Below are 7,051 nucleotides of genomic sequence, written 5' to 3'. Positions count from 1 at the left end.
CACCTTCCACCACCCCGAAAAACTCCTCCACCACGAAGACGACGACGAACACGATGGCGGCGACGGCCACGCGGCGTGAAAGCGCTAAAGCAGTGTGGCCTGCTCGGGCTCCGGCTCGGCCGGCTCGAGCAACTGCGGGCCGTTGTTGCGGACGTTGTTGACCAGGGTCGACACCTCGCGCATCCGAATGGCGCGTACATCCGGCGTGCGGGCCAGCAGCTCCTCGTCGATCGCGGCATCCGGGTCGAGCCACCGGTCCCAGTCCCGCTCGGGCACCACCAGCGGCATCCGATCGTGGATCTGCGCCAGCTCCCCCGGCGCATCGGTGGTGATGATCGTGCAACTCAGCAGCGGCGACGCGTCCTTAGCCGGCTTCCACACCGACCACAGGCCCGCCATGAACAGCGGCTCCCCGTCTTCGCGGTACATGAAGAATGGCGTCTTACGGGTTTTCTTGCCGGCCGCGTCGTCCGCGTTGACCCGCCATTCGTAGTAGCCGTCCATCGGGATCAGGCAGCGCTTGGACTTGGCGCTGGTCCGGAAAGCGGGCGACGTGGTGACCTTGTCCGCGCGGGCGTTGATCAGCATCGGGCCCTTGGTGTCCGGCGTCCCGTCCGGCCCGACCTTGACCCACGGCGGCACCAAACCCCAGCGCATCAGCCGCACCCGCCGCGTCGGCTCGTCCTCGGGCTCCGAATGCCGGCTGACCACGGCCGCGATGGTCGAGGTCGGGGCCACGTTGAAGTTGGGCGCCGTCGAGCCAGCGCCGGTGGCCTCGTCAATCGCCTTGATCTTCTCGGCCAGCAGGGCCGGATCGGTCGTCACCGCGAACCGTCCACACATACATCCCATGGTGGCAGAGCCACAGGTGTCATTTGGTGGCAGAGCCACAGGTGTCATTTGGTGGCAGAGCCACAGGTGTCATTTGGTGGCAGAGCCACAGGTGTCATTGGTGGCAGAAACCGGCGACAGGTGATGATGGACGGATGAGTACGTGGAGCGCCCCCCTGGCACCGCGCCCCGTGCACGCGACCGTCACCATTCCGGGTTCGAAGTCGCAGACCAACCGGGCCCTGGTGCTCGCGGGGCTGGCGGCCGCGTTGGGAAGCGACGGTGCGACCATCAGCGGGGCGCTGCGCAGCCGCGACACCGACCTGATGATCGGGGCGCTGCGCACGCTGGGCTTGCGCGTCGACGGTGACCAGACGGACCTGAAGGTCAGCGGTCGCGTCGCCCCGCGGCCGTCGGCCCGAATCGACTGCGGCCTGGCCGGCACGGTGCTGCGGTTCGTGCCGCCCCTGGCGGCGCTGGCCGAGGCGGCAGTGGAATTCGACGGCGACGAGCAGGCGCGGACCCGGCCCATCGCGCCGCTGCTGGACGGGCTGCGCGGACTCGGCGTCCAGGTCGACGGTTCCGGTCTGCCGTTCCGGGTGTTGGGCACCGGAACGGTCACCGGCGGAACCGTGGACATCGACGCCTCGGCCTCGTCGCAGTTCGTCTCGGGGCTGCTGTTGTGCGCGGCCTCGTTCGCCGAGGGCCTGACCGTGCGGCACACCGGGTCGGCGCTGCCGTCGGCGCCGCACATCGCGATGACGGTGACGATGCTGCGCCAGGCCGGTGTCGACGTCGACGACTCCGTGCCCGACCGCTGGACGGTACGGCCCGGACCGGTCGCGGCGCGGCACTGGGAGGTCGAGCCGGACCTGACCAACGCCGTCCCCTTCCTGGCGGCCGCGGTGGTCACCGGCGGCGCGGTGCGCATCACCGGCTGGCCGTCGAGCAGCGTGCAGCCCGCCGACAACATCATGGCCGTGTTGGGCAAGCTCAATGCGGTTGTCACACAGTCTGATTCGTTCCTGGAGGTGCGGGGCCCCGGGGACTACGACGGTTTCGACGTCGACCTGCGGGCGGTCGGCGAGCTGACGCCGTCGGTGGCCGCGCTGGCGGCGCTGGCGGCGCCGGGTTCGGTGTCGCGGCTCACCGGCATCGCGCACCTGCGCGGCCATGAGACCGATCGGCTTGCGGCGCTCAGCGCCGAGATCAACCGCCTGGGCGGCGAGTGCAGCGAAACCCCCGACGGCCTTCGGATCACCGCGACGCCGCTGCGGCCCGGGGTGTGGCGCGCGTATGCCGACCACCGGATGGCGATGGCGGGCGCGATCGTCGGGCTGCGGGTGGACGGGGTCGAGGTCGACGACATCGGCGCCACCGGCAAGACGCTGCCGGACTTTCCGCGGTTGTGGTCCCGGATGCTGGCAATGCGGGAAGAGCCCGGCATGTGAGGCCCGGCGACTACGACGAGTCCGACGTCAAGATCCGCTCCGGCCGGGGCTCGCGACCGAGAACCAAGACACGCCCCGAGCACGCCGACGCCGAGGCCGCGATGGTGGTCAGCGTCGACCGCGGCCGCTGGGGATGCGTGCTGGGCGGCGACGTCGATCGCCGGGTCACCGCCATGCGGGCACGCGAACTGGGCCGCACCCCGATCGTGGTCGGCGATGACGTCGATGTGGTGGGCGACCTGTCCGGGCGGCCGGACACGCTGGCGCGCATCGTGCGCCGCGGTGAGCGCCGAACGGTGTTGCGGCGCACCGCCGATGACACCGATCTCACCGAACGGGTGGTGGTCGCCAACGCCGACCAGCTGCTGATCGTGGTGGCGCTGGCCGACCCGCCGCCCCGGACCGGCCTGGTGGACCGCACGCTGATCGCCGCGTACGCAGGCGGCCTCACGCCGATCCTGTGCCTGACCAAAACCGACCTCGCCCCGCCGGAGCCGTTCGCGCGGCAGTTCGCCGACCTGGACCTGACCGTGGTCGCTGCGGGCCGCGACGATCCCCTGCTCGCCGTGGCCGACCTGCTGACCGGCAAGATCACCGTGCTGCTGGGCCATTCCGGCGTCGGCAAGTCCACCCTGGTGAATCGCCTGGTGCCGGAGGCGGATCGGGCCGTCGGCGAGGTCACCGAGATCGGCCGCGGCCGGCACACCTCGACGCAGTCGGTGGCGCTGCCGCTGAACGGGCCGCCGGGCGCCACCGGCTGGGTGATCGACACGCCGGGCATCCGGTCGTTCGGGCTCGCACACATTCGGCCCGACGACGTCATGATGGCGTTCTCCGACCTGGCCACCGCGATCGAGGACTGTCCGCGCGGCTGTGGACATCTGGGCCCACCCGCCGACCCGGAATGTGCGCTGGACAGGCTGACCGGGCCCGCCGTGCGCCGCGTCGGCGCCGCGCGCCGGCTGCTGGCCGCGCTCAACCAGACTTCTTAGCCAGCCGTATGCCGAGCTCGTCGGGCGGCACTAAATGCCCTTCCCTGCAACGGATTTCGACGCTCGCCTCGGCGCCACAGCCCAGGTGGGTCAGCCGCAGCCGGTTGCGGCCCGGCAGGTGACGGCGCCCCCACTCGAACAGCGACCACACCACCGGCATGAAATCGATGCCGGCGTCGGTGAGCACGTACTCGTCGCGGCTGCGCTGCCCGGGCTCGCGATAGGGCCTGCGCCGTAGCAGCCCCAGCTCGACCAGCTCGCTCAGCCGCGCCGAGGCGGCGGCCTTGGTGATGCCGACCCGGCTGACGAAGTCGTCGAAACGCGTGGTGCCGTAGTACGCCTCGCGCATGATGAGCATCGCGGACTTGGTGCCGAGGACCGCCATGGTCTTCTCGATCGCGCACTCGCCCACCGCCGACCATGCGTCGCGGTCGGCCAGCGGTCCTTGCAGCAGTGTCATCAACATCACCTCCGCGGCTGGGTTGCTTTCAGTGTACCGAGGTGTTTACCTGGGTATAGTAGTCCATACTCAGAAGGACTCGAGGAGGAGCCATGGCCAGTCATCCCAGTTTCGGGGTCCGCGATGCCGTGATTGTCGGGGCCGTCCGTACCCCCGTCGGCAAGGGCAAGCCCGGCGGCGCGCTGCACGACGTATTGCCCGCCGATCTGCTGGCGCACAGCCTGCGTGAGCTGGTGGCGCGGACCGGCGTGGATCCGGCCCAGGTCGACGACGTCATCGCCGGCGCCGTCACCCAGGCCGGTGACCAGGCGGCCAACATCGCCCGCAATGCCCTGCTGGGCGCGGGGTTCCCGGAGTCGGTTCCCGGCGTCACGATCGACCGCCAGTGCGGCAGCAGCCAGCAGGCCATCAGCTTCGCCGCCCAGGGCGTGATCGCAGGCGCCTACGACCTCGTCATCGCGGCCGGCGTGGAGTCGATGAGCCGCGTGCCGATGGGCAGCCAGGTCTCGCCGGGCAGCAACCCGATGGGCGAGGACATGACCCGCCGCTACCCCGAAGGCCTGGTGCCGCAGGGCATCAGCGCCGAACTGATCGCCGCGAAGTGGGGCTTCTCGCGCGCCCAGCTCGACGAGTTCTCCGCCGCCAGCCACGAGAAGGCTGCCCGCGCCACCAAGGACGGCCTGTTCGACAACGAACTCATTCCGGTCGCCGGGCTCGCCACCGACGAGATCATCCGCCCCGGGACGACGGTCGCCACACTGGCCGGGTTACGGCCGGCGTTCTACAGCGATGCGGCCAAAGCCCGTTTTCCGCAGATCAATTGGGAGATCACACCCGGCAATTCCTCGCCGTTGTCCGATGGCAGCGCCGCGGTGCTGATCGCCAGCAGCGAGGCCGCCGGAAAGCTGGGGCTGCGCCCGCTGGCTCGGATCCATACCAGCACCGTGGTTGGCTCCGACCCGCTGTACATGCTGACCGGGGTTATTCCGGCCACCGAGAAAGTGTTACGGCGCGCCGGGCTGACACTCGCCGACATCGACCTGTTCGAGGTGAACGAGGCCTTCGCGCCCGTCGTGCTGGCCTGGGCGCAGGACACCGGCGCCGATCTGGCCAAGACCAATGTCAACGGCGGTGCGATCGCGATCGGTCATCCGTTGGGCGCCAGCGGCGCTCGGATCATGACCACGCTCGTCAACGCCCTCGAGCAGCGCGGCGGCCGGTACGGGCTGCAGACGATGTGCGAGGGCGGCGGCATGGCCAACGCCACCATCATCGAGCGGTTGGGCTAATCCGATGACCGAGACTCACTTCGACGGCGTGCGTGTCCGCTACGACAGCACCAAGAGCTACGACGAACTACGCACGACGCTGTTCGCCGACATCGGCGAGCAGCCGGTGCCGATCAACGACATCGCCACCGGCACCGGCGACTGGAAGTCATATCAGGACCGCGTCGAATCCTATATCGGGCCAAGCGGATTCACGCTGTTCGGGACGGTGGACCACGGCGCCTGGATCGGCAAGGCCGGCATCGACCGCAAGGCGTTGCGGGTGATTCTCGGCAATCCGCTGATCGCCATCACGATGCTGCGCCACGACGTGCAGGCCGGCCTGTTCGCCCCGGTCGAGTTGCTGCTGGCCGACGAGGGCGCGGGCAGCAGCCTGACCTACGTCAAGCCGTCGTCGTTGATGGTGGTCGAGACCAATCCCGAATTGCTCAGCGCCGCACAGCAACTGGATGCCAAGCTGGCGGCCTTGGCCGAAAAGGTGACCAACGGATCGTGACGCCCGGTTACGCGGTGGCGTAGTCCTCGCCCAGCGGGCCGCAGCGCACATCGAAACGTTCGCGGACCGTGTCGAGAACGCGGCGCTGGCGTTCGCGTTCGCGGCGGTGCGTCAACATGAAGCGCGCCAAGCCGGGCAGGCGGCGCGGTAGCGGGTACCACTTGTCCAAATCGAGGCCGTTTTCGTTGAATACCCGGGCGGGGACGTTGTCGTAGATCAGGCTGAGATTGTGCCCGACGAGCGCGAAAAGCACGTACGGAAACGCCATCGGCGCCTTCTGCCTCAGCTCCTTCCAGTCGACTTCGTACAACGGCAGCTGACCGAGCTTGCCCAGGAACAGCAGATGGCCCATGAAGTACCCCATGAACGCGGGCAGGTGCAGTACTGACGACCGTACGTTGATGGAAACGACTGCGCCGCTGGGCGAAACGTAGGGCTCGTACGAGGTCTCCTCGGCGAATTTGACGTATCCCGTGCAGTTGACCACCCAGCTGCCCGGTTCGATCGTCTTCGTCGCTCCGCTGCGCAACACCAACTCGGTCGTGTCGTTGCGGTCGACCGCATCCTCGAGATAGTCCATGACGACATCGTTCAGTCCCGCGGAGATCGTGCGGTTCTCGGCCTCGGACAGCACCCCCAACACGAAGTTGTCCGCCTGCGGGGTCAAGAACGTGCCATGGGTGGACCGGTACCAACGTTGGACGTCCGCCTCGTTCGTGCCGTCGTACCGGCGATTCAGCTTTGTGGCGAGCGCGCTCGGGGGTGTGCCCGTCCACCACCGCCGGGCGCCGCTCGGCAACAGGCTTTCGCGCTTGGAGAAGAACGTTCCGTGCCCGGCCACGAGGTTCACCTGGCGGCCGGGGTATGTGGTGATCAACGCGTGTGCGGTGTCCATCGCGGTTTTTCCGCCGCCGATGATCCACACCGGCGCATCGCTTTTGCTGATGTCGCCCACCCGGACGTCGGAGTAGTCGGGCGACACCGAGTGGACGCGTGCGCTGGAGAGGGCGAGCGGTTCGTTCGGCGTGATCGCCAGGCCATAGGCCTTGATCAATCGCTTAGCCTCGACGACGAGCGCCCGGCCGTCGGCAGCCCGGGAGGTGACGCGGACGATTCCGTTCGATTCTTCGGCCGACTCGAAGTCCCAGCCCAAGTACTCGTCCACCTGCACGCGCTGCCGTATCACGTCGACGCAGTGCCGAAAATGGTCGAGCACCTCCCCCTTGGTCGCCAGGTAGGCGCGATCCTTGCCGATGGTCCACGCGATGTTGCCCGCGGTGAACATCGGGTGCGGTTGATGCAGGCGCACATACGCGTACACATCGACCCACATGCCGCCGACGCGCGGCCGACGGTCGATCAGGATCACCTTGTTGTCGGGCGTCAGGTATCGGCTCGCGGCGAACAGGGCGTTGAGCCCGGCGATCCCTGCTCCGACGATGCAGACGTCGCAGGTTTCCACCCGCGGGGACTGGGATACGGACATCGGACCACCTTTCCTCGCACCGGTGGTAATGGTCCGTCCGCACCAT

At 68.6% G+C, this 7,051-nt stretch carries 7 protein-coding genes; 4 read left to right on the top strand and 3 right to left on the bottom strand.

Features of this window, described 5'->3' with window-relative positions; genetic code table 11:
• Nucleotides 1–84: 84 nt before the first annotated feature.
• Nucleotides 85–843 carry an SOS response-associated peptidase gene (locus tag OQ789_RS21705; protein ID WP_324688231.1) on the bottom strand — a complete coding sequence of 253 codons (759 nt, stop codon included), beginning with the start codon at nucleotides 841–843 and terminating at the stop codon, nucleotides 85–87.
• A gap of 143 nt (nucleotides 844–986) precedes the next feature.
• Here OQ789_RS21705 and aroA point away from each other — a divergent pair, with 143 nt between their 5' ends.
• Both aroA and rsgA read left to right on the top strand, forming a co-directional pair.
• The gene (gene aroA, locus OQ789_RS21700) at nucleotides 987–2,282 is read left to right on the top strand and encodes a 3-phosphoshikimate 1-carboxyvinyltransferase (RefSeq protein WP_324688230.1); all 1,296 of its coding nucleotides are present in this window, start codon (nucleotides 987–989) and stop codon (nucleotides 2,280–2,282) included.
• Nucleotides 2,279–3,274 carry a ribosome small subunit-dependent GTPase A gene (rsgA, locus tag OQ789_RS21695; protein WP_324688229.1) on the top strand — a complete coding sequence of 332 codons (996 nt, stop codon included), beginning with the start codon at nucleotides 2,279–2,281 and terminating at the stop codon, nucleotides 3,272–3,274. Before aroA ends, rsgA begins: the two co-directional genes overlap by 4 nt.
• On the opposite strand, the gene OQ789_RS21690 is transcribed toward rsgA, so the two are convergent.
• Nucleotides 3,258–3,734 (bottom strand): helix-turn-helix domain-containing protein, encoded by a 477-nt coding sequence (locus OQ789_RS21690; RefSeq protein ID WP_324688228.1) that lies wholly within the window; start codon nucleotides 3,732–3,734, stop codon nucleotides 3,258–3,260. The two genes, rsgA and OQ789_RS21690, sit on opposite strands and share 17 nt — an antisense overlap.
• A gap of 92 nt (nucleotides 3,735–3,826) precedes the next feature.
• On the opposite strand from OQ789_RS21690, the gene OQ789_RS21685 reads away from it, so the two are divergent.
• Together OQ789_RS21685 and OQ789_RS21680 are read left to right on the top strand one after the other, a co-directional pair.
• Nucleotides 3,827–5,023, top strand: a complete 1,197-nt coding sequence (locus tag OQ789_RS21685; RefSeq protein ID WP_324688227.1) for a thiolase family protein — start codon at nucleotides 3,827–3,829, stop codon at nucleotides 5,021–5,023.
• Nucleotides 5,024–5,027: 4 nt separating this feature from the next.
• On the top strand, nucleotides 5,028–5,519 hold the full coding sequence (locus OQ789_RS21680; RefSeq protein WP_324688226.1) for a DUF302 domain-containing protein: 492 nt from the start codon (nucleotides 5,028–5,030) through the stop codon (nucleotides 5,517–5,519).
• A gap of 7 nt (nucleotides 5,520–5,526) precedes the next feature.
• On the opposite strand, the gene OQ789_RS21675 is transcribed toward OQ789_RS21680, so the two are convergent.
• Entirely contained in the window at nucleotides 5,527–7,005 is a 1,479-nt protein-coding gene (locus tag OQ789_RS21675) for an FAD-dependent oxidoreductase (RefSeq protein ID WP_324688225.1), read from the bottom strand.
• Nucleotides 7,006–7,051: the final 46 nt, after the last annotated feature.

This window comes from Mycobacterium sp. 94-17 (assembly GCF_035617725.1).
Lineage (GTDB): Bacteria > Actinomycetota > Actinomycetes > Mycobacteriales > Mycobacteriaceae > Mycobacterium.
This window is presented reverse-complemented; position numbering and strand designations above follow the sequence as displayed.

Excerpts from the sequence above, each read along its gene's own strand:
- aroA (WP_324688230.1), top strand. The coding sequence starts at position 987 with ATGAGTACGTGGAGCGCCCCCCTGGCACCGCGCCCCGTGCACGCGACC.
- OQ789_RS21705 (WP_324688231.1), bottom strand. The coding sequence starts at position 843 with ATGTGTGGACGGTTCGCGGTGACGACCGATCCGGCCCTGCTGGCCGAG.
- OQ789_RS21685 (WP_324688227.1), top strand. The coding sequence starts at position 3,827 with ATGGCCAGTCATCCCAGTTTCGGGGTCCGCGATGCCGTGATTGTCGGG.
- OQ789_RS21675 (WP_324688225.1), bottom strand. The coding sequence starts at position 7,005 with ATGTCCGTATCCCAGTCCCCGCGGGTGGAAACCTGCGACGTCTGCATC.
- OQ789_RS21690 (WP_324688228.1), bottom strand. The coding sequence starts at position 3,734 with ATGACACTGCTGCAAGGACCGCTGGCCGACCGCGACGCATGGTCGGCG.
- OQ789_RS21680 (WP_324688226.1), top strand. The coding sequence starts at position 5,028 with ATGACCGAGACTCACTTCGACGGCGTGCGTGTCCGCTACGACAGCACC.